Below are 22,172 nucleotides of genomic sequence, written 5' to 3'. Positions count from 1 at the left end.
TTCTCGGAAAGACCGTCACGCGGGGACCGAGAACTCCTCGAACAACCGGCGGGCCTGGGCAGCCCCGGCGATGTTGCCCTTCTTCTCGTAGCATGCGATCGCCGCGTCAATCTTCGGGCCGGCCGTGTCGCCCTGGCCGGTCCGGTGGAGCACCTCGGCATAGGCCAGCCATGCCTGCGCCTGCCCGTCCCAGTCGTCGGTCCTGCCGGCGAGATCGCACGCGGCCTCGGCGAACCGGACGGCCTCGACCTCACGTCCGCGCATCGCGAGCACCTTCGCGTGCACCCCGCACCAGCCAGCCTGCGCGGGGACCTGGTCGCCGGCAGCGGCGTCGCGGGAGCGGGACACGTAGGTGGCTGCCTCGTCGAGGCGTTCGAGCTTGAGCAAGACGTCGGCGAGGGCCGCGGCACGCGTGGCCAGGTGCGCGCGTTCACCCATCCGGGCCAGCCGGCGGCAGCTGCGCCGCAGCTCGTGCTCGGCCGTGTCGAGGTCATCGGTCAGCAGGGCGATACGGGCAACAACGAAGCCCCCGTAGAGCGGATCTCCGCGGGGGCTCCGGACGTCCCAGACGATCTCTTCAGCCCGGGCCAGGTGGTCCATGGCGGCATCGAGGTCTCCCGCCATCGTGAACAGCACGGCCAGCTGGGCGAGCAGGGAACGGCGCAGGCCGCGGTCGTCCCCAACACCGGCCAGCGCCCGCGTGGCCCGGTCGACCGACTCGCCGACCGGGCGAGGGGCAAGGCTCAGCAGATGGACGAGGTCACGGCGCATGGTCTGGGCATCACGAAGTACGCCGGACTCCTCGGCGTGGCGGACGGCGGCCTGCATGGCCCGCTCGGCCAGGGCATAGCGGCCAGCGGCCATGTGAGCGGCGGCCTGGCTGCGGCAGGCGAGCGCGGCACCGACCTCGTCCCCGTTCTGGATGAAGATCGGTAGTGCCCGGGTCGCCTCACCGAGGGTCTCAGCGACCAGCCCCTCCGGGCTTGTCGCGAACATGAGCCGAAGGTGGGCGAGCCGCGCGTGCGCCCGCAGGCCGGTGTCGCCGATCCGGGCGGCCCGGTCCGTGGCCTGGCGCAGCATGCGTTCGGCGTCGCTGAACCGGCCGAACGAGTGCAGCGCCCAGCCAAGGTCGATCTCGGCACGGATGCGCAGCGGATCGGTGACGGGAAGGAGTGTGATCGCTCGTTTGAGCAGCCCGGCCGCGCCTGTCTCGTCGCCCTGGCGGACCCGGTCAGCGGCTTCGATCAGGCAGGCCGCGGCGCGGTGCCCGAGCTCCGCGGTCTCGGTGTCGCGCAGCCCGAGCTCGACCCGGTACCGGTACGCCTGTTCCAGGTGATACCCGACCAGCTCATCATGCTCACCGGGGCGCCCCATCATCCGGGCCTGCAACCAGGCGGCGAAGCCTTGGTGCAGCTCGGCGCGCTGGCGCTTCGATGTCGCCTGGTAGGCGCAGTCGCGCAGCAGGACGTGCAGGAACCGGAAGGCCTCCACACCGGGCAGGTCCGACCGGTCGGCATGAACCAGTTCCTTGCGTACCAGCGCCTGGCAGTGCGCGGCCACGCCGGCCCGGTCCGCCGGGGCGGACAGTTCGACCACCGCGTCGAGGTAGAACCGCTGGCCGACAACGGCGGCACGTTCCAGCACCCGCCGCTCGTGCATGTTGAGCCGGTCGAGACGGGCCGCGAGCAGCGCGGAGATCGTGGGTGGGACCTGGACCGAGCCAAGGTTGCCGGTCGCGATCCACCGGTCGCCCTCCCGGCGCAACAACCCGTCGTCGACCAGGGCCGCGAGCGTCTGTTCGACGAACAGCGGGTTCCCCGCGGCTGACTCGGTGATTCTGGAGACCAGCGCGGGGTCGAGGTCGTTGGACCCCATCAACGTGCGGATCAGCCGCTGGCAGCGTTCCTCGCTCAGCGGTTGCAACAGCATCGACGTGGCGTTGAGTTTGCCTCCGCCCCAGCTCCGGCGCTCCTCCAGCAGCTCCGGCCGGGACAGGCACAGCAGCAGGATCGGTGCCTCCCGGGACCAGTCGGCGACATGCTCGATCAGGTCCAGCAGGGTCGGCTCAGCCCAGTGGACGTCATCGAACCAGACGATCAGCGGACGTTTCTCGGCGAGCGCGGCCAGAAAGGTGCGGACCGCCCAGAAGCTCTCCTGCGCGCCAACTTCAGCACCCCCGAGGCCGACCAGCGGTGCCAGCCCGTCCACCACGGCGGCGGCGTCGCCGATGACGTTGTCGACGCCCTCCAGCAGCTCGCGCAGGCGACGCCGGCCCTCGGGCGCGCTCTCGTCGGCGGACATGCCGGTCGCCTGGCGGACCATTTCCATCAGCGGCCAGTACGTGATGCCTTCGCCGTAGGACAGACAGCGCCCGGTGAGCACCGTCGCCCGCGGAGCCATCGCCTCGCAGAACTCCCCGACCATTCGGGACTTCCCGATGCCGGCGGGGCCGAGCAGGGTAAACAGGTGGCAGGTACGTTCTTCGATCACTTGTTCGAGGGCGTCATCGAGGCGGCGGCGTTCCCGGTCCCGGCCGATCACTGGCGCGACAAAGCCGTCCGGGGCGAACCGCGCGCCGGGGCCGACGCCGGGGTGCGCCAGACCGATCAGGCGATGGGCCCGCAGGGGGGCCTTCTTGCCCTGGACCACCAGGGGGCCGACCGGTTCGCTGCGCACATCCGAGCGGATCATCCGTAGGGTCGCCTCAGCGATGAGGATCTCGTCGGGGTCGGCGGCCTCCTCCAGGCGAGAGGCGACATTGACGGCATCGCCGGTCACGCCGCCACCGGTACCAGGCCCGCCGACGGTGACCTCGCCCGTGTTGATGCCGATGCGGATCCGGAACCGAAATCCCCAGTCCCGTTGGAGATCGGCGTTGAGCGTGGCCATGCTGGCGCGGATCTCGAGGGCGGCGCGGGCGGCGCGCAGCGCATCGTCCTCATGCAGGATCGGGATACCGAAAACAGCGAACACCGCGTCCCCGATGAACTTCTCGACGCTGCCTCCGTGGGCCGAGATCACTTCGCGGGCGGCGCTGAAGAAGCGCCACATCACCTGCTGTAGTGGCTCGGAGTCGAGCTGTTCACCGATGGCGGTATAACCGGTGACGTCGCAGAACATGATCGTTACAGTCTTGCGAGCGCCGATCCCGAACGTGGGCAGCGGAGTACCGCAGGAGAAGCAGAAGCGTGCTTCCTCTGGGTTGGCCTTTCCGCATGTCGGGCAGGCGACCATGTGCCGGATCGTAGGCCGCGGCGATGCCAGACGGGACGCTGATGCCGGTGTCAGTCGTTTCAGATGATCGTGATCTGTCCCACAGCGGCGGGCGGGGTGGCTGCCTCGGCTCCCCCGGTGACGGGTTTTGGCGAACTAATTGATCTTGTTTGGATGTCTGGCAGGCGAGCGTCCCGGCGGATGATCGGGCAAAAACATCGGTTGCCACCATCGACTGCCCGTTTTCGTTCCAGCGGCCTGGAGCGTGTCTGATGGATGTTGGTCGATGTGGGCGATGATTCAGAAGGTGGCCCGCAAGGCGGAGGAGGCCCGGATAGCGGTGTTCTATCCGGACCGACGAGCCGGGGTCCCCGTGCGGCGCGCAGCGGCGTACGGGGAGCGATGTGGCAGGACGCCTTCTGGGCATTGATCCGCACGATCGAAGATCCATCAGATACGCCCCAAACCCGCTGCTCGCGGACCAAGTCGCTCCGTGCTTTGGCGGTCCTACCTAAGCTGGTTGATGTGGTGGCTGGACAGCGGGGAAGGGACACCGCGCTCGACGCGAGCCGCGGCGAGGCCGGGGCGGTCCGGGGCGCGGGGAGCCCGGTCGTCACCACCACGGCGCTCGGGCTGTTGGTTGCCCTGCTGGTCGGGTGTGCCTCGACCACCGCCGGCGCGGAGACGCATACGTCATCGAAGTCACCGGTGGTCACCGCCACCACCCCGCCCGCTACAGCTCCGCTCGCCACCGCTCCGCCCGCCGGTGGCCAGCGCGATCCGTCGCGGTCTGGGGACAGCCCGACCACCTCGGAGGATCCCGCGAGGCCGGGTTCCGCGACCGTTCCCGGGACATCCCCGAACGACGCGGGGAGCGAAGCCGGCAGCGGCGCCGCGGGTACTCCGGGGCCCGCTACCCCAGGCCCAGGCCAGGATGCCCCGGCCCCGACCGTCCCAGCGGAGCGGATGCGGGCCGTGTTCGTTGGGGAACCATGTCTCCCGAGCGTCGACTCCGTTCCACGGCAGGCCGTGAACGGGCTGCTTCTCTATTGCGGGCGGGCGGATTCGGGCCAGTCGCGTTGGGGGGTGGCGAGTCCGCCACCGCCACGGGGGCCGGTTGCGCCGGTGCCGGGTACCGAGTGCGACGCCAGCACCGATGGCGATGGGGTCGTCCAGGGTGCGGACGGGCGTCTGGTCGCCTGCATTCGTGAGCGTGATGGCAGCTCTCGCTGGAGCGACGCCTCGTAATAGCGGCACTTTGGGTAGTCATCTGCTTGCGAAAAGTAGTAAAATGTTGGATGTTGATATGAAGATTGATCAAATGTTACTAAAAGTAACTTTTTTAGCGCTATTCTGTTAGCTATCACGTTGTTCCAGTATTTGTTCCATGGATGGTTACCAGCGAGTAGCATGGGTATTAGTTACTAGCCAGTAGGAGCATGCCGGTTCCCTCGGTGACAACCGAAGCCGGCACTTCCCGGGGAGACCACCATGGGGCACTACAAGAGCAACCTCCGCGACATCGAGTTCAACCTGTTCGAGGTGCTGGGCGTGGACCAGACACTGGAGCACGGCCCGTTCGCGGATATGGATCGTCAGACAGCCCACGACGTGCTTGTCGAGGTCGACAGGCTGGCCACCGGTCCGCTGGCCGAGTCCTTCGCGGAGGCCGACCGCAATCCACCGGTGTTCGACCCGGACGCCGGCACCGTCACGCTGCCAGAGGTGTTCAAGAAGTCCTACGTGGACCTCATGGCCGGCGAGTGGTGGCGCCTTTTCGTACCGGCGCACCTGGGCGGTATGGGTGCCCCGCCATCGGTCGTCTGGGCCGCTTCGGAGCTCATCCTCGGGTCCAACCCGGCAGCGTTCATGTACATGAGCGGTCCGACCTTCGCCGGGATTCTCGACGGGCTCGGCAACGCCGCGCAGCGGACGTTCGCCCGCCAGGCGATCGAGCGGCAATGGGGCGGGACGATGGTGCTCACCGAGCCCGACGCGGGTTCGGACGTGGGCGCGGGCCGCACCAGGGCGCTGGCGCAGGCCGACGGCACCTGGCACATCGAGGGTGTGAAACGATTCATCACTTCAGGTGACTGGGATGTTCCGGAGAACATCTTCCATCTCACTCTTGCCCGGCCAGAGGGCAGCGGACCGGGCACCAAGGGACTGTCCATGTTCCTGGTCCCGAAGTTCCTGGTGGACCCGGTGACCGGCGAACCCGGCGAGCGCAACGGCGTCTACGTCACCGGCGTCGAGAAGAAGATGGGGCTGAAGGTATCCACCACCTGTGAGCTGCGCTTCGGCGAGAAGCACCCGGCGGTCGGCTGGCTCGTCGGGGACGTCCACGACGGTATCGCCCAGATGTTCGAGGTCATCGAGTACGCCCGCATGATGGTGGGCACCAAGGCCATCGCGACGCTGTCCACGGGGTATCTGAACGCCCTGGAGTTCGCGCGGAGCCGGGTCCAGGGCGCTGATCTGACGCAGCTCATGGACAAGGCCGCACAGCGTGTAACGATCATTCATCACCCGGACGTCCGGCGGATGCTCATGTCGCAGAAGGCGTACGCGGAAGGCATGCGCGCGCTGGTCCTGTACACCGCCACCGTCCAGGACAGGGTTGCCGTGGCGAACGCCGCGGGCACGCCGGACGACATCGCCGGACGGCTCAACGACCTGCTGCTGCCGATAGTCAAGGGCGTTGGCTCCGAGCGGTCCTATGAACTGCTGGCGACGTCCCTGCAGGTTTTCGGTGGTTCTGGCTACCTGCAGGATTACCCGATCGAGCAGTACATCCGCGACGCGAAGATTGACACCCTGTACGAGGGCACCACGTCCATCCAGGGACAGGACTTCTTCTTCCGCAAGATCGTGCGAGATCGCAGCCAGGCCCTCACCGCGTTGTTCACCGAGATCCAGAGCTTCGCCAAGGACGGCGCGGGGGACGGCGCACTGCGCCGGGAGCGGGAGATCCTCGCTGCCGCGCTGGAGAACGTCCAGTCCATGATCGATGTGCTGACCGGTTTTCTCGCCGGTACCGCGCAGGATCCCAGGCAGGTGTACAAGGTGGGTCTGAACACCACGCGGCTGCTGATGAGTGTCGGCGACCTTGTGATCGGCTGGCTGCTGCTGCGTCAGGCCGAGGTGGCCACAGCGGCGCTCGCCGGATCGCAACAGGCCTCGGCAGCCAGGGAGCGTGCCTTCTACGAGGGCAAAGTGTCCACAGCCCGGTGGTTCGTCGCGAACGTGCTGCCCGAACTGTCGATTCGGCTCAGCGTCCTCCAGGCTACCGATCTCGACTTGATGGACCTGACTGAGGACGCGTTCTGACGGCTGCTCCCCACCGGGCGCCGCTCGGGCGCCGTCCGGACTCGGGGCGGGGTAATGGTCACCACATGCAACCGTCGGGCGCGCGAGACAGAGCCTGGATCGCGCCCCCGGCGGCCCGCCGCTACCAGGCTCCCAGCCCCTGACATGCCCGGCGGAGGTGCGCGGGAGCTGACGGCAGCGGTGCGCGGCCGAACGCCTGCCGCGCGTTCACCCGCTGTCGGCCTGTTGCGGCACGGCGGGGTGATCCTCGGACCACCGGTCTTTTCATGACGTACGCAGCGGCGGGAAAGCCTGGTCCAGCTCATTGCGCATGTCCCGCTTGAGCAGGTCGTCGGCCTCGGAAGTGCCCTGGCCCTCCAGCAGGAATCTCGCCACCCGCAGCGTCAGATCGACGCGTTCAGCGAGGTTGAGAGGTCCGTTAAAACGGCCGCTGGAGCCTGCGGAGGTCAGGACCTTGGCGACAAATTCGTCGGCGGCCTGCAGTGCCTCCACGCGCGTCATGCGTTTCACCCCTTTGTACGGAAGCTGTGTCGGAAGCCGTAAGCAAGGCGCAACCGTACCAGGCGAGCTCCTTCCTCCGTTGTCCGCCCCATCCCGTGCTCTTTGTCCCGGTTGATGTCCCGGGTTGGTCTGTTGTGTCCCATCTTGTGGATACCTCGGCGGGTGCTCGCCATGGCCTGGTAACCGTTACTCACAGACACCAGAACGCGGGTCCGCGGGTGCCGCGAAGACTGGTCAGCGCCAAGGGCGCCCGGCAACACAGGCATGGATCAAGGAGTGGGCCTGGGGTACGTGCATCGCGCGGGGCGATGGATGGACAGCGATGCGGCGAGGTGCCTGCCCCAGCCCCGCCACGCCGCGTCCCTATTGCCGGGCGCTCCAAGCCAGGGCCACGGCTGGATCGGCGAGCATCGCGCCGACGTCCGCGAGTACCCTGGCAGCGAGCTCGCCGTCGACGATCCGGTGGTCGAAGGTCAGGGCGAGTTGCGCAACCGTCCGGACAGCGAGTTCTCCGTTGTGTATCCACGGCGTCGGACGGATGGCGCCGAGGGCGAGGATCGCGGCCTCCGGCGGGTTGAGGATGGGCGTTCCGATGTCGATTCCGAACACGCCGATATTGGTAATTGTGATGGTTCCGCCGCGTAGCGAACCAGGTGTGATTTTTCCAGCGCGGGCAGTCGTGGTCAGTTCATGCAGGGCGTGCCCGAGGGCGACGAGTCCCATCCCCTGCGCCCGCGGGATGTTCGGCACCACGAGCCCTCGGGGCGAGGCCACCGCGATCCCGAGGTTGACATCCTCATGGATGAGGATCTGCGCGGGTGCGTCACCGGCCGCTTCCGCCCAGCTGGAATTGATCATTGGATGCCGCTGGACCGCGGTCAACAGCGCCTGCGCGACAAACAACAGCGCGGTCACCTTCACACCCGTGAACTCGGGCAGGGCGGCAATCCGGTCCCGAGCCGCCATCATCTCGGTGACGTCGACGCTGACGAACTCGGTTACCTGCGGCGCGGTGTACGCGCTGGCCACCATCGCCGCCGCGGTCGCGCGCCGGACGCCGGTCACCGGTATCCGGCGGACGCGGCTGGCAGGCTCCTCGCGGGCAGGCAGCCGGGCCGCCTCGACGTCCGCCCGGCTGATCGTTCCGTGCGGTCCAGTACCGGCGATCCGCCACAGGTCGATGCCGAGATCCCGAGCGAGCTTGCGGACCGGTGGTTTCGCCAGTACCCCAGGCTGGGATCGCCGCTCGGCGTGCTCGGCGTGCTCTGGGCGGATTGCCGGTCCGTCCGGTTTGTTGCGTTCCTTCTGCCTGTTCTGTCCGTTCTCGTCGGTCCGCTGCCGGGGCCGGGTGCGTGACGGTCCAGCGGATGTACGCGGGCCGTACCCGACCAGCACGGGTGTCCGCCCGTCCGCCGGGCTGTCCGTCCCTCGCTCCGGTCGGGTGGCCGGACCGAGGGACGCCGCCGCTGCCGTAGCATCGGTGTCGACGGTGATCAGCGGCCGTCCCACCTCGACAGTGTCGCCGGGTTCGGCGTGTCGAACGACGAGGACACCCGTGAGTGGTGAAGGCACCTCCACCAGTGCCTTGGCGGTTTCCACCTCGACGATCGGCTGATTGATCGTCACGGGCTCGCCCACCGCCACCAGCCACCGGACGATTTCGGCGTCCGGTAGACCCTCGCCCAGGTCGGGGAGGCGGAACTGTTCACGCGGCACAGGTGACCTCCAACTGGCGGACGGCTCGCGGCCTGGCGCGCGCCGCGCGGGTCTGGTTCGACGGGTCTGGCTCGACGGGCTGGGTCAACAGGTCGGCCAGCACCGGTCGTCAGTACTGGAAGGAACGGTCGACGGCGTCCAGGATCCGGTCGACATCCGGCAGGTGGTGTTCTTCCAGCCGGGACGGCGGGTATGGGATGTCATAGCCGGTGACACGCAGCACCGGAGCCTCCAAGGAGTAGAATGCCGCCTCGGTCACCCGGGCCGCGATCTCCGCGGACAGGGACACGTTCGACGGCGCCTCGTGCACGACCACGCACCGGCCGGTGCGGCGAACGGACGCGAACACTGGGGACAGCTCCAGTGGGGAAAGGGTGCGCAGGTCGATGACCTCGAGCTCGCGCCCCTCGTCGGCCATGACGGCGGCTGCGTCCAGGCAGGTCCGTACCATCGGGCCGTAGGCGACAAGCGTCGCGTCGCCCCCGGTCCGGACAACCCGGCTGGCGTGCAACGGCGTTGCGTTGGCGAGTGGTTCGTCGGTCTCGACCTCCCCCTTGTCCCAGTACCGGCGCTTGGGTTCGAAAAAGATTATTGGGTCATCGGCCGCGACCGCCTGCCGGATCATCGTGTGGGCATCGGCCGGGCTGGCGCAGGCCACGACTTTCAGGCCCGCGGTATGGCAGAAGTACGCCTCTGGCGACTCACTGTGGTGTTCCACGGCGCCGATGCCACCACCGAACGGGATGCGAACCGTCACCGGCAAGCAGACCCGCCCCTGGTTCCGGTAATGGATCTTCGCCAGCTGAGTGACGATCTGGTTGAAGGCCGGGTAGGCGAAGCCGTCGAACTGGATCTCGCACACCGGCCGGAACCCGCGCATGGCCAGCCCGATCGCGGTGCCGATGATCGCGGACTCGGCCAGCGGGGTGTCGATGACGCGAGCCTCGCCGAAGTCCGCGAGCAGCCCTTCGGTGATCCGGAAGACGCCGCCGAGCCTGCCGACATCCTCGCCCATCACAACGACCTTCTCATCGGCGGCCATGGCCGTGCGCAGACCAGTGTTGAGGGCCTTGGCCAGCGTCAGTGTCGAGCGCACCGTCAGACAGCCTTTCGTGGCTGGCGGGCTGGGCCCGGTGCGGCCGGCATTCCGGCGGTCATGCCCGCGGTGGCCGCGATCGCGGTGACCCGCGTCAGGGGCGGGCGGGTGTTCCAGGCCGCCGGTCCGGCCGGTTCCGGATCAGGCGGTTCCGCCGGTACCGCTGCCGGCCAGGCGTCCCGCATGGCCGCCAGGGTTCTGGGCTCGTCCACGTACACATGCTCGAACATGCTGCGTGGGGACGGGTCGGGCAGGCTCAGGCAACGTTCACGCAACGTGGCCGCGAGGGCGTCGGCCTCGGCGTCGAGAGCGGCTGCCGCATGGTCATCCAGGAGCCCACCGGCGCGCAGATAGGCGGTCATCCGTTGCAACGGATCATGCTCCCCCCAGTAGGCCAGCTCCTCGGCGTGGCGGTACCGGGACGGATCGTCAGCGGTGGTGTGGGCACCCATCCGGTAGGTCACCGCTTCCACCAGCGTCGCGCGTCCCTGGCGGGCCGACTCCAGCGCCCAGCGGGTTACCGCGAGCGTCGCCAGCACGTCGTTGCCGTCCACCTGGATCCCCTGAATACCGAAACCTGACGCCCGCTGGTAGATCGGCACCCTGGTCTGCCGCCGGGCCGGCGCGGATATCGCCCACTGGTTGTTCTGGCAGAAGAACACCACCGGAGCTTCGAAGACACCCGCCCAGTTGAGCGCCTCGTTGACGTCGCCCTGGCTGGATGCTCCGTCCCCGAAGTAGACCAGCGTGGCCGGCATGCGGTGGCCGTTGCCACCCGCACCCACCGCATGATCGCGGGAGATGCCCATCGCGTAACCGGTGGCGTGCAGGGCCTGCGAGCCGACCACGATCGCGTAGCACTGGAACCCGTGTTCGTCCGCGTCCCATCCTCCGTGGGTGACCCCACGGAACAGGCTGAGGATGTCCAGCGGGTCGACTCCACGGCACCAGGCCACCGCGTGCTCCCGGTAGGACGGGAAGACCATGTCGTCGGCACGCAGCGCCCGGGCGGAGCCGACCTGGGCGGCTTCCTGGCCGCGCAGGCTGGCCCACAGGCCAAGCTCACCCTGGCGCTGGAGAGCGGTCGCCTCCTCGTCGAAGCGGCGCGCGATCACCATGTCGCGTAGGAGCCCGTACAGATCAGCGCCGGTGAGGTCTGACAGGTAGGGATCATAGGTCTGGTCGGGCAGCCGCTCACCGCCCGGCGTGAGCAGCCGTACCGGCTCCGGGCTGCCGTCCCGGGATTCACGTGATCCTGGTGATTCACGTGAATCCCGGGGATCACGCGGGACGGGTGCGACGGCGCCGTTCGGCCCGTCTGTGTCAGGAACGGACATAGTGTCCTCCGGTCATCCTCGGCCGTCCCCGAGATCGTCGGTCGCAGCCGCCGGTTGGGGCAGCCGGTCGCCGCGGTCAGCGGGACCGTTCACCGCGGAGCTGACGATAGTCGTCCCATGGTGGCGAGCAACCCCGGACACGGCTTCCGGCTGTCTGCCGTGGTTGGCGCGTCCCGATAGCGTGGTGCTGTGACAACTGCCCCGACGTCCGCGAGCGGCGCCGACACCGCCAGCGCCATCGCCGACACTGCCGACACCGTGCGCCCGCCCGCCCGTTGTGACCTCGGTCGGGTCGGGATCTGGAGCGGCCAGTTCGACTTCTCCCCGGCTTCGGTTGTCCGGGCGGCCGTGGCCGAACTCGACGAGCTGGGCTACCGGGCGGTCTGGACTGGTGAGGTCAAGGGCCGGGAGGTCCTGGTGACAGCCGCGCTGATGCTCGCGGCGACCTCCCGGCTCACGGTCGCGACCGGGATCGCGCAGATTTTCGCCCGGCATCCCCAGACGATGGCGGCCGGGCAGCTGACCCTCGCCGAGGCATTCGCGGACCGGTTCCTGCTCGGGCTCGGCGTGTCACACGCGTCCCTGATGGAGATCCGCGGCGTTGCCTACACCAAGCCGTTGACGCAGCTGCGGGCATACCTCGACGAGATGGATCGGGCGGCTCGGGAGCAGTACCGGGCAGTGCCACCGGCATCCTCGACACGGGTCCTGGCCGCGCTTGGCCCGAAGATGCTGGAGCTGGCACGGGTCCGGGCGGACGGCGCGCATACCTACTTCGTGCCGCCGGAGCACACGGCAAGCGCACGGAAGATCCTCGGGCCGGGCAAGCTGCTCGTCCCGGAACAGGCGTTCGTCCTCGACACGAATCCCGAGAGCGCGCGGGAGCTGGCGCGGCGGCACACGGGTTCGTATCTGCGGCTGCCGAACTACACGAACAACCTGCGTCGTTTCGGCTTCACCGATGACGACCTTGTGGGCGCGGGTTCCGACCGGCTCGTCGACACGATCGTGCCGTGGGGTGATCCGGACGTCCTGCTCGGCCGGATCAGCGAACATCTTGATGCCGGCGCCGATCATGTGTGCGTCCAGGTCCTTGATGCGGACCGCCGCGGGCTGCCCCGCCGGCAGTGGCGTGAGCTCGCTCCGGCCCTGCTGAGCCTCGGCTGAGGATGCCCTGGGAGACAGTCCCGGCACCCGGCTCCAGTCTCGCGTGGCCCCAGTCCGGTTCAGTCCGGTTCAGTCCGGACTGACCGCGCAGGTGGCGCAGGTCCCGTAGATCTCCAGGGTGTGGGCCACATCGGTGAAGCCCGCCGCCGTCGCGATGTGGTCCGTCCACACCTCGATCTCCGGTCCTTCGACCTCGACGGTCCGTCCGCAGCGACGACACACGAGGTGGTGGTGGTGATTGTCAGTGGTGCAGCGGCGGTAGAGGGTCTCGCCGTCGTCACGCCGCAGCACGTCCACCTCACCCCGGTCGGCGAGGACCTGCAGGTGCCGGTACACGGTGGTCAGGCCAACGGCCTGACCACCGTCGCGCAGGTACGCGTGCAGGTCCTGGGCGCTGGTGAAGGCATCGATCTCGGCGAGCGCGGTGGAGACCGCATCGCCCTGGCGGGTGGCCCGGACGGCCGTCCCCCGGCCGAGCGCGGACCGTCTGTTACCGCTCGACCTCCCTGGCGCTGCGGATGTGGGTGGAGGCGTCGACCCGGACACGGCTCGCGATGATGCCGGGGGCGGCGCGGATCGGCTGGATTCGGCACTGGACACAGCCTTCACTCTCTCACCGCTGGCTTCCTCCGGGGGGCGGCAAAGGGGCCACGCTCGTTGGCATGCGGTCGACCGTGCGAAAAATATTGATAACGGTTTTCGTTATTTTCGCTCTCGATCGTTTCGATGATTACGGGATCCTCCTGTCGTCAGCTCTGTGTGTAGGTCTCGAGGAACCCGCCGATACGGCCGATCGCATCGGTGAGGTCATCCACCCCGGGCAGGGTGACTATCCGGATATGATCGGGCCTGGGCCAGTTGAAGCCGGTGCCCTGCACGAGCAGAATTTTTTCGGTCAGCAGCAGGTCCAGGACGAGCCGCTCGTCATCGACGATCCGGTGAACGGCCGAATCGATACGCGGGAACGCGTACAGCGCTCCGCGTGGCTTCACACACGATATGCCCGGAATATCGTTGAGAAGTTTCCACACCACGTCGCGCTGCTCGTGCAACCGGCCGCCGGGCAACACGAGGCCGCCGGCCCCGCTGTCATCCGCAAGCGCGGCCCGCATGGCATATTGGCCCGGGACGTTGGCGCACAGCCGCATGTTCGCCAGGATGTTGAGGCCTTCAACGTAGCTGGTGGCATGCGTGCGCGGACCGGAGACAACCATCCAGCCGGAGCGGAAGCCGGCGAGTCGATAGGCCTTTGACAGCCCGTTGAACGTGACACACATGATGTCCGGGGCGAGCGCCGCGGTGGAGATGTGCTCGGCGTCGTCATAGAGGATCCGGTCGTAGATCTCGTCAGAGAAGATCATGAGGTTGTGCCGGCGGGCGATCTCGATGATACTGGACAGCGCCTCGCGGCTGTAGACCGCTCCGGTCGGGTTGTTCGGATTAATGATCACTATTGCCCGGGTCCTGGCGGTGACCTTGCTTGCGATGTCGTCGAGGTCGGGCATCCAGTCGGCGGACTCGTCGCACATGTAGTGGACGGGCCGGCCGCCGCACAGACTGACGACCGCGGTCCACAGCGGGTAGTCCGGTGCCGGCAGCAGCACCTCGTCGCCGTCGTTGAGCAGCGCCTGCAAGGACATCATGATCAGTTCTGAGACGCCGTTCCCGAGGTACACGTCGTCGATGTCGATTCCGGCGACGCCCTTACCGGTGGTGTAACGAACCACAGCCGCCCGTGCGGATGCCAGGCCCTTGGAATCGCTGTAACCCTGTGCGTCGGCGAGGCTGTCTACTACCGCCTGAAGAATCGCCGGAGGTGCGGCGAACCCGAACGGCGCGGGGTTGCCGATGTTCAGCTTCAGGACGCGCTGGCCCTCGGCTTCCAACCGCGTCGCCTGGTCGAGAACAGGACCCCGGACGTCGTAGCAGACATCGGCGAGCTTGTCGGACTGGGTGAACTCCATCTGCCAAGGGTAGGCGCGCCGTCCAGTGGGTTTTCTCGCCCGTGACGGGCTATCCGCCGTACAACGCCCTCGGCGTGGCACGCGGGGAGCCCTGGTCCGGTGGCTGATGATTGTGCTGAGCAGCGTCAGGGGGTGCGGGTCCAGGTCGGGGTGAGGCCGCGGCCCAGGCCACGGGCCGGACGGACCGGAGGACGGGACGGTATCGGCAACGGTCCGGTGTCGATACCGGCGAAGCGGGTGTCCTTGCGGACCTGGTAGACCCAGCTTTTGCTGACGCTGATACCGCGGGCGGCGAGCAGCGCGGCGGCCTGTGCCGCCGAGCCGTCGCTCTGTTCCAGCGCGCGGATGATGGCGTCACGTTTTCCGGCGGTGTCCAGCCCTGGGAATGCCTGACCGGACGGTTCCGCCGCGGTGTCCGGTAGATCGTCCACATCCTCCGCCACCGCTTCGTACCCGGCCGCGCGGCGTCCGTCGACTGGATCAGCCGGATTCATGGTGTCCGCTGGATCAACATCTTCGACGGCTTCGACGGCTTCGACGTGATCGGGTGTTTGTACTGGGACGGGAGCCAGGAACAGTGGTGACCGCCCGAGCGTGGGCTGCCCTGTACGCGGGGCGGGGATGCTGACCCTACCGCTGAGCCTCTCACCGGGCGCGACCGGAACATCTGTCGTGTGTGTGGTCGGGTGGCGGGCGTCGGGGAGCGGGCCCACGGGGCGGATCTGACGCATGAGCAGTTCGTAGGAGCCGAGCAGGGCCAACGGCGGCCAGGCCGCGATGGCCCTGGCTGTCAGGTTCGGGTCGGCGTGCAGGACGTTTGCCGCCAGCGACGCGCACGCGCCCATGGCGAGCAGGGCATAGGACAACTGGGAACGACGCCGGCCCGCGCGGCGGTCCGCCCACATGCTCATGGAGGCGGCGACGATCAGCCCGTCCACGCTGAGCGGCAGCACCGCCGCGGTCATGGAGTCCTCGCCGTGCTCGAGGGCGACGCCACGCATGTGGCGGTAGGAGACGAAAGCCGCCACCGCCGCGACCAGGGTGACGGCCGCGACCGTCGCCATCCGGATGGCCCGCTCCGCGGATGCGTCTGGACGACTACCGGATGACACTGGACGACCCGCGATCACAACAGATCAACTCCCCACGCCGGCTGCGTCGTCCATGATGCCCGTCATCCCGGCCGGAATTCGGCTGGACTCCCCGGAACCTGACCGAATTCCGGTGTGCTTGTTGCTTTTAGTAACAAATCTATGGTGTTAGGGTGTTTTTTCGCTGTTCAGGGCTCCGCGAAGGGGCTATCTGTATTGGGTCATGATTGTTGCGTCGCGCAATGATTCCAGCGTGCTGCCGGTGCTGCCGCCGAACGCGGTATCGAGCGCCTGCTGGGTCAGGACGGTCGTGGTCGGCCCGAAAGCGACCTGACGGTGGTTGAACAGGAACACGTCGTCACAGGCCAGATGTGCGAGGGCGAGATCGTCGGTTGAGATCACGACGCTGGCGCCGGCTGATCGCATAGTTGCGAGGGTGGCCAACAGCGCTGCCTGGCTGGGGACGTCGACCTCGGTGAGTGGCTCGTCGAGCAGGAGGATGCGTGGCTGCTGGGCCATGGCGCGTGCGAGCATCACCCGTTGACGCTGGGTGCCGGACAGCGTCTCGAAACAGTCACGGGAACGGTCGGCGAGCCCGACTCTCGCCAGCGCGCGGGCGGCAGCCGTCCGGTCTGCGAGGGTGGGGCGCCGTACCCATCCGATCCACCGGTAGCGCCCCATGAGTACGACCTGGATGACGGTGACTCGAGTTTTGCCGTCGAAACTGTCGGCCGGCGGGATATACGCGACCTGGCGGCGGGCCTGCCCCGGCGGCTGACCGAGCACGGTGACCGATCCTTTGAGCACCGGTGCCAGCCCGAGTATCGATTGGAGCAGTGCTGATTTTCCACCGTGCCGTGGGCCTATGATGGCGACGGCATGGCCTGTTTCGACGGTTCCGTGGACGTCCGTGAGCACCGGCGTCCGGCCGGCGGCGATCGTGACCCGTTCGAAGAGCACGGCTGGGCCCGCGGCAGCTGCTATCGACGCGCCGGGTGGGCCCGATGCATCCGTTATGCTCGCTATATTCGGTACGTTGTAGCTGTCGCCCGACAGCCCCCGCGTTACCTCGGCCATGCTTCGAGACGGTACGGCTGTTGCGCGTGCAAGGCATGGCGAGCTGTGACCGTGCTGGCGCCATCACCCGTTCGGGTTGGCTCGGCTGACGGGTGACACGCCCTATGGGTGAAGAAAGTGGCGCGCCACCTCCACCAGATAACGGTCGGCCGCATGCCTGGGCAGCGCGTCCAGCGGCTTGTCCGGAGGGTTGGCCGTCTGGAACATGTTCAGCCTCCTGTCCTCACTGAATAAGCACGCCCCAATGATTACTGGTATGATCCGACAGCCACCGGCGTCTGCCGCCGCTAACAGCTTTGGCACTTCTTTGTGATTGATGAAGTCGGAAGCAAGAAAATTGGCACTGACCAGAAGAATCGCAATTTTTGCCCGTTCCAGGGCCTGGGTGATCTCGGTCAGCCAGCGGTCCCCGGTCTGAATACGCCGGTCATCCCACAGGTCGAGCATGCCGTCGCGGATGAGTGGGCGCAGGTGGGTGTCCAGTCGTTCGAGCCAGGCCCTGTCCCGGTGGCTGTAGCTGACGAAAACCTGGTCGCGAGGCCGGGGCAGGCGTTTGCCAGCCACCTCGGCGAGCTGTTCGGCGCTGCGGCGCCGTAGGTAGAAAAGCAGCTGAGGGTCCTCGCCGATAATCATCCGTGCCCGTGGATCGTAATGCAGATGTTTCTCGATAGCGGCCGAGGAGCCGGTCAGCCCGGCCGGGTGGCTGCGGATGAAGGCGTCGATCCCGGCGGCGAAGCCAGGGTTGTCCACCCGTACGTCCTCGCGCAGGTCGTCAAGGCGCAGGACCCCGTCATCATGGCGGCCCAGCTGGGTAAGCAGATGGATGCAGGTGGCTTCGGCGGGTCCGTCGAGCGCGGCGAAGCCGGCCAGCTCCGGATCGTACTTGGCGGCCAGATCACGCATCACCCTTGTCTCCGCACGGATGACGTCGCCGGCTATCTCCACGGAGAACGGCTGAGTCCGCTCGACACCGTGGAGAACGGCCAGCTCCCAGCACAGCATCTGGGCGGTCAGCAGACTCCCCGCCGCCGCCCGCACGATCTGCGCACGGTCCTTGAAGACCAGATTGAGCGCTTGTTCGCCTTTTCCGATGACGTCGAGGACGAGGGTGTTGCCGTCCGTGCGCAGACCGGCCGCGGACAGCCGGAAGACGTCGATGCGGGTGGCCACGTCGAAACCCAGGTTGACCAGGCTCGCGCCGGTACCCGGTATCCCCACGACGAGGAGCTTGGCCGTCGATTCTTCGTCGGCGAGCACCTTGAGATGGTCGAGCAGCCTCTCCCGCAGCTCCGCGGGCAGCCGGTGGAAGTCGTCGACGGCAACCGTGCCGACATGGTGCTCCGGGAGCCGCTCGATTGCCGGGCGGTCGGCTTGTTTGCGGGCGCTGAGCATCTGGACCTGTCCCAGTGAGGGCCCGGCCCGTTCCAGCGCCTTCTTGAGCAGCGTCGTCTTGCCGATACCGGACGGCCCTTCGACGACGATGCCCCGGCCGGTGGTGCGCAACGCCATGATGAGCCGGAAGAACTCCGGCGGCTCGACAAAGGTCAGTGACGGCACACCGCTGCGCTTGAAGACGTCGTTGAGGTCGAAGACGTCGTTGAAGTCGAAGACCTCTGTGGACGCCGCCGGATCGGTGCCGTAGGGTGTGCTGTCTCCCAGGATTAGTGGTGCCGGGGGCGTTGTATATCGACCAGCTGGGTAAGCGCCGCCCGGAGGTCCGGACCTGGCTTCCCAGGTGTTCCGGGTGGCCTCGTCGATGGCGAGCCAGACGCCCTCGACGACACTCGCAATCGCCGCGTCCCGGCTCTCCCATTCGCTGATGGGCACGCCACCGCTCGGCAGCGGAGTGAGATCCCGAAGCTCGGTCCGCTGCCAGGTAATCGGATGGGTGATCACCGGTATCACGATCAGACGGCCGGCGCTTTGTTCGGCCAGCAGCTTCTCGACCGCGACGGATTCCAGGAACTGGGAACGAAGCAGCCCGCGGCTTATCAGCAACAGGACCACGTCGCCGTTCTCGGTCGGCAGCGCCGGATGTTTGCTGCTACTTCCGCTGCTGGCCGGCTCACGCCCAATGGCCTTGTCGAGCAGTGCGTCGGCCGGCCACAGAATTGGTTCTATCTGCGTTTTGGGGCGAAGTATCAGGGACGAACAGATCTCCCTGGCGTCGTCCGAGTCGTGAGCGTGGATGACGAAGATCTTGCGTCCGTGGGCAGCACTCGCCGCTGATGGGTCCCCGTTCGCCTCCAGGGCATCCGGCAGTCGTTCCATGAGAGCACGTTGTCGTGTTCTTGTGTAGGTCCGTACGACGGCCGCGACGGCGTCATCGATTTCTTCGGGGTGGACGGCGGTCAGATCCAGGGCCGGTATATTCCGCAGCTCGGGTGGCAGTCCGGTTTCTCTGACGATGACGGGTAGTACGGGTCTACGTGATTCGAGGAACGTCCGCAGTAATCGGGGGATGCTACTCGATCGGAAATAGGAGGGTGAGACCACGACGATCAGGACGTCGGCCGATTCCGGCGCCGGGGGAGGTCCTTCCGACGGTACGATCGGTGGATATGGTCCGTCGGCGGGAACAACCTGGTATCCCTTTGCCCGGAGCGCATCCATGATCTTCGTTCCCCAGCCGGCGTCCTGCGGCGCGCAGCTGAGGAAGACGTCGTAGTGTGCCACGGGACCTGCCTCGGTGAGTGCGAACCGTGGCGCTGATAGTAACCGGGCGGATCGTGACTGTGGGTGTCGGACGTGTAGATGACACCCAGATGTTGTGCTCCGTGGAGGAAAGATGCCCAGCATCGGTCGGTCATGGTCCAGCGTCAGGTTGTGGTCCGGCGCCGGTCATGAGGTGCGGTAGGTGATGGTGACGCGGCGGTTCTGGGCGCGGCCGGCGCTGTTGTCCGAACCGTCCGGATTGGTGTTCGCGGCGACGGGGCTGGCGGAACCCTGGCCGGTCGCGGAGACCAGCACGTCGTGTGGGGCTCTCGGGCGCAGCAGGTCCGCGACGGCGTTCGCCCGTCGTTGGGAGAGGATCACGTTGTATGCGGGTGTGCCGGTGCTGTCGGTGTAGCCGTTGACCGCGACAGTCCCCCTGGCGCCGCTGATCCGCGCCGCGATGTCCGCGAGGTGCTCGCGGGCCGTCTCGGTCAGATCGGCGGAGTCGAAGGTGAACAACACGTCCGAGCTGATGGTCACGGCCACACCGGAGGCGTCCCGCCGCTCGGTGCGCAGCGGGACAACAGCTGTGTCCACCTCGATGGGACGGACCGCGTCCGCCACCTCGATTCGCTGGATCGAGGCGGCGATGGCCTGATCGCTGACTGCGGCCGAGAGCGCGGGTGGCTCCGACGCGGCCCAGGCGTTCGGTTCGTCGGCCCAGAGAACGGCTCCGGCGACCAAGGCGACAACCGTGACGATGGAGATCGCGGTGGCCGGGCGCCGACGTCGTGCGCCGCCGCTTTGGCCACCGCGGTTATCGGCTGACCGGAGCATCATCGAACAACAGCCGATCGTCGGCATAGACGTCTACGGTCCGCACGTCCTCAGGCGGCGCCGCGAACGTGTACGAGGCGCTGACCGGGGTGTTGTTGACAGTCTTCGTCCGCGGGCCGCTCGCGCCGAGTTCAGTGTTGCGGCTGTCCTGGACGACCACGTAACGCTTCAGATTGGTGCTGTCAACAAGAGCGATGGCCGGGCTGTGCGCGGCGAACATGTCGAAGACCGAGATCTCCTTGTCGCGTGGGAGATCACTGTATCTCGGTGTCCACACAACGGTCAGCGTCGCCAGCCGCCCGTCCACCTTCAGGCTGACGAAACCGACCTCGACGGTTCCGGAACCTCCACCCGGAGCGCGGAAGCTGGCCGTTCGGGAGGCGACAGCGCCATCCGCGGCGCCCTGGCTGGCCCCGGTCGTGCCGGCCCGCGGCGTGGTCACCGTGGCAGCCGATGCGTGGGCCGGCGGCGAGGCCTTGTCCGAGCCGCCGGAGCAGCCGGCGCTGACCAGCACGATCGCGCCAAGCGTGGCTGCGCGCAGAATCAGGCGGGTTCTCATCCTGCGGAACATCCGGACCTCCCGCATGGGTGTGACGACGGTGCGCGGTCCCGATTATGCGGATGGAGGCTGGTCCGGAGTTCCCGATTCGGTGGATGTGTGCGTGATGCTCACAGGTGGCGGTTTCAAAAATGTCATATTGACAAACTCGATGATTTTATGTATGGCCAGCTAGGCCTGCTTGCCTGGGTTCCGTCCCGCGAATCCGTGCCACGGAAGTTTCTTGATCGACGCTGTTCGAGCCGTCCCGCGAGTATTGTTTGATTGTGTTTCTTGTTGAAAATGTCTATTTTTAGTGTCTTTGTAGATCTGAAACAACGCATGAGCAACCGACGTGGAGGACGGTAGCGATCCGCTGGGCTGGCGGAGGATTCTAGGCTGTCAGGTGTTCCGCGAAGGTGCTCCCTCATCCAGGAGGTGTTAGTTGATCTTCAGATATGTGGGTGACGGGCGCCCGTATCCTGACCATGGCCTGAGCCAGCGGGAATGGGCCGCGATCCCACCGCGCCAGGTCAGGTTGGACCAACTGATCACAACCAAGCGGGTGCTCGCGCTTGACGTCCTCCTCGACGAGGATTCGACCTTCTACGGGGACCTGTTCCCGCATGTCGTGGAGTGGGACGACGCGCTCTATCTGGAGGACGGCCTCCACCGTGCCGTTCGTGCGGCGTTGCAGCAGCGCAACTCCATCCACGCTCGTGTGCATGTGCTCCAGCCGAACCGGACCGTGGACACGGCTGGGTCCACCGGGGCTGACACGGCGTCCGGCGGCGCGGCAACCAGGGTCGGCCCGTGGCTTGGTGTCAGTTCCCGCTGATCAGATAGGTCGTGTAACGGTCTGCGCCGACTTTTCCGAAGATGTGCTCCGGGCAGTCGTGCGAGGGCTTGTAGGCGACGATCGGCCGCCAGACCGGCAAACGTCCGATCTGGGCGAGGGCGCCGCCAGCGAGTTTGCGAGCGTCCGCCTGGGTGTGGTCCTGTTCGTCACTCAGTTCATACCATGATCCGCACCAGCGGATCTCTCTCGGGCGGCTCGTCCACGCCGCGGTATGGAAGAACCACAGCAGGTACATCTCCCGGAACAATAAAGTGATCATGAAAATGACCAGCAGCGAACGGACAAAATTCCCGGTTCGGCTTGAAGCGAGAACGGGGCTCACGGGACAAGGGCCCTGGAATGTGGCCAGGCACTCTTTGGAGTGCCTGGCCACAGGGGACGCGGCGCCGCGGGGCTGGGGTATGCCCCTCGCGTCATCGCTGTCCGCCCATCACCACGCGACGCACGGGTACCCCGGCTCGTCGGTCGCAGCCCACCAGGGCGCATGCCTCCTTCGCCTTGCGGTGCACGCACCCCAACCCCACTCCTTGATCCGCGCCCCTGTTGCTGGTCGCTCTCGGTAGCGTTCCTGGGCGGATTGTCCGACCATCCGATGAGAGAGGTCCCGCGGCACCGACCACCGTGCTCCACTGCCCGCTTCTGTCCAGCCATGATCATATTGGTCGGCCAGTCCCACGGGAATTCGCCCGGCCCGAACACACCATAGGGGCATTTAGCCGTGTTCCGCGGCAACCGGCCGCCCGGCGCGCCATGCCGCCAGTGGATCATCAGCTGTGCGGCCGGCAGGCGGT

Annotated in this window: 17 protein-coding genes; 4 read left to right on the top strand and 13 right to left on the bottom strand. The window is 67.2% G+C overall.

Going from position 1 to position 22,172, the window contains the following annotated elements; translation table 11 throughout:
• Positions 1-15: 15 nt before the first annotated feature.
• Positions 16-3,234 (bottom strand): adenylate/guanylate cyclase domain-containing protein, encoded by a 3,219-nt coding sequence (locus MJ797_RS01745; protein ID WP_239331041.1) that lies wholly within the window; start codon positions 3,232-3,234, stop codon positions 16-18.
• 507 nt (positions 3,235-3,741) lie between these two features.
• Between MJ797_RS01745 and MJ797_RS01740 the strand changes: the two genes are divergently transcribed.
• A complete protein-coding gene (locus tag MJ797_RS01740; protein ID WP_239331038.1) occupies positions 3,742-4,461 on the top strand; it encodes a hypothetical protein in 720 nt (239 codons plus the stop codon).
• Between the two features lie 243 nt (positions 4,462-4,704).
• Complete coding sequence (locus MJ797_RS01735) at positions 4,705-6,543, top strand: acyl-CoA dehydrogenase (protein WP_239331035.1); 1,839 nt, start codon at positions 4,705-4,707, stop codon at positions 6,541-6,543.
• A 264-nt stretch (positions 6,544-6,807) separates the two neighbouring features.
• Here MJ797_RS01735 and MJ797_RS01730 read toward each other — a convergent pair whose 3' ends face one another.
• The 4 genes from MJ797_RS01730 to MJ797_RS01715 form a co-directional block, all read right to left on the bottom strand.
• Positions 6,808-7,044, bottom strand: coding sequence for a hypothetical protein (locus MJ797_RS01730; RefSeq protein ID WP_239310741.1), 237 nt, complete (start codon positions 7,042-7,044; stop codon positions 6,808-6,810).
• 363 nt (positions 7,045-7,407) lie between these two features.
• Positions 7,408-8,760 carry a dihydrolipoamide acetyltransferase family protein gene (locus MJ797_RS01725; RefSeq protein WP_239331032.1) on the bottom strand — a complete coding sequence of 451 codons (1,353 nt, stop codon included), beginning with the start codon at positions 8,758-8,760 and terminating at the stop codon, positions 7,408-7,410.
• 109 nt (positions 8,761-8,869) lie between these two features.
• Positions 8,870-9,856 carry an alpha-ketoacid dehydrogenase subunit beta gene (locus MJ797_RS01720; RefSeq protein WP_255738125.1) on the bottom strand — a complete coding sequence of 329 codons (987 nt, stop codon included), beginning with the start codon at positions 9,854-9,856 and terminating at the stop codon, positions 8,870-8,872.
• Between the two features lie 2 nt (positions 9,857-9,858).
• On the bottom strand, positions 9,859-11,193 hold the full coding sequence (locus MJ797_RS01715; protein ID WP_239331030.1) for a thiamine pyrophosphate-dependent enzyme: 1,335 nt from the start codon (positions 11,191-11,193) through the stop codon (positions 9,859-9,861).
• Between the two features lie 237 nt (positions 11,194-11,430).
• On the opposite strand from MJ797_RS01715, the gene MJ797_RS01710 reads away from it, so the two are divergent.
• Positions 11,431-12,360, top strand: a complete 930-nt coding sequence (locus tag MJ797_RS01710; RefSeq protein WP_239331323.1) for an LLM class F420-dependent oxidoreductase — start codon at positions 11,431-11,433, stop codon at positions 12,358-12,360.
• 69 nt (positions 12,361-12,429) lie between these two features.
• On the opposite strand, the gene MJ797_RS01705 is transcribed toward MJ797_RS01710, so the two are convergent.
• The 7 genes from MJ797_RS01705 to MJ797_RS01675 form a co-directional block, all read right to left on the bottom strand.
• Positions 12,430-12,906 (bottom strand): Fur family transcriptional regulator, encoded by a 477-nt coding sequence (locus tag MJ797_RS01705; RefSeq protein WP_255720144.1) that lies wholly within the window; start codon positions 12,904-12,906, stop codon positions 12,430-12,432.
• Between the two features lie 203 nt (positions 12,907-13,109).
• A complete protein-coding gene (locus MJ797_RS01700) occupies positions 13,110-14,324 on the bottom strand; it encodes a pyridoxal phosphate-dependent aminotransferase (protein ID WP_239331028.1) in 1,215 nt (404 codons plus the stop codon).
• A 125-nt stretch (positions 14,325-14,449) separates the two neighbouring features.
• Positions 14,450-15,388: a DUF2637 domain-containing protein gene (locus tag MJ797_RS01695; protein WP_239331025.1), complete on the bottom strand. Its 939-nt coding sequence runs from the start codon at positions 15,386-15,388 to the stop codon at positions 14,450-14,452.
• 234 nt (positions 15,389-15,622) lie between these two features.
• Entirely contained in the window at positions 15,623-16,492 is an 870-nt protein-coding gene (locus tag MJ797_RS01690) for a metal ABC transporter ATP-binding protein (protein ID WP_239331022.1), read from the bottom strand.
• 102 nt (positions 16,493-16,594) lie between these two features.
• The gene (locus MJ797_RS01685) at positions 16,595-19,168 is read right to left on the bottom strand and encodes a TIR domain-containing protein (protein ID WP_239331006.1); all 2,574 of its coding nucleotides are present in this window, start codon (positions 19,166-19,168) and stop codon (positions 16,595-16,597) included.
• Positions 19,169-19,333: 165 nt separating this feature from the next.
• Positions 19,334-19,891 carry an OmpA family protein gene (locus MJ797_RS01680; protein ID WP_239331004.1) on the bottom strand — a complete coding sequence of 186 codons (558 nt, stop codon included), beginning with the start codon at positions 19,889-19,891 and terminating at the stop codon, positions 19,334-19,336.
• Between the two features lie 73 nt (positions 19,892-19,964).
• Positions 19,965-20,543 carry a hypothetical protein gene (locus MJ797_RS01675; RefSeq protein WP_239331001.1) on the bottom strand — a complete coding sequence of 193 codons (579 nt, stop codon included), beginning with the start codon at positions 20,541-20,543 and terminating at the stop codon, positions 19,965-19,967.
• Positions 20,544-20,967: 424 nt separating this feature from the next.
• On the opposite strand from MJ797_RS01675, the gene MJ797_RS01670 reads away from it, so the two are divergent.
• Positions 20,968-21,360, top strand: coding sequence for a type II toxin-antitoxin system VapB family antitoxin (locus tag MJ797_RS01670; protein WP_239330998.1), 393 nt, complete (start codon positions 20,968-20,970; stop codon positions 21,358-21,360).
• On the opposite strand, the gene MJ797_RS01665 is transcribed toward MJ797_RS01670, so the two are convergent.
• Positions 21,347-21,640 carry a hypothetical protein gene (locus MJ797_RS01665; protein ID WP_308128269.1) on the bottom strand — a complete coding sequence of 98 codons (294 nt, stop codon included), beginning with the start codon at positions 21,638-21,640 and terminating at the stop codon, positions 21,347-21,349. The genes MJ797_RS01670 and MJ797_RS01665 overlap by 14 nt on opposite strands.
• Positions 21,641-22,172: the final 532 nt, after the last annotated feature.

Origin of the sequence: Protofrankia sp. CiP3, assembly GCF_917627345.1 — a bacterium.
Lineage (GTDB): Bacteria > Actinomycetota > Actinomycetes > Frankiales > Frankiaceae > Protofrankia.
This window is presented reverse-complemented; position numbering and strand designations above follow the sequence as displayed.